Genomic DNA, 367 nt, shown 5'->3' with positions numbered 1-367 from the left:
AAAACAGGATTGATAATCTATTGAATCAAGTTGGATTAAATCCGTCCTACAGAAAAAGATATCCTCATGAATTATCAGGGGGAGAGGTTCAAAGGGTATGTATTGCAAGGGCCATTTCCACAGAACCAAAATGTATTTTATTAGATGAAGCAATCAGTTCTTTAGATGTATCAGTTCAAATACAAGTGCTTGAATTACTTAAGGAATTAAAAAACCTCTACAATATGAGCTATGTTTTTATTACTCATGATATTCAGGCCGCCGCCTATATTTGCGACAGGGTCATTATTTTTAGAAATGGTCAAATTGAAGAAGTAATTAAAATCGAACAATTAAAAAACGTTCAGTCAGATTATGCTAGAAAATT

At 32.4% G+C, this 367-nt stretch carries 1 protein-coding gene; it reads left to right on the top strand.

Features of this window, described 5'->3' with window-relative positions; all coding sequences use genetic code 11:
• Nucleotides 1–367 (top strand): ATP-binding cassette domain-containing protein (locus SB773_RS30425; RefSeq protein ID WP_410593925.1); only part of this gene is annotated, 367 nt, incomplete at both ends.

It is taken from the genome of Bacillus sp. SIMBA_074, assembly GCF_046534555.1.
Lineage (GTDB): Bacteria > Bacillota > Bacilli > Bacillales > Bacillaceae_G > Bacillus_A > Bacillus_A mycoides.
This window is presented reverse-complemented; position numbering and strand designations above follow the sequence as displayed.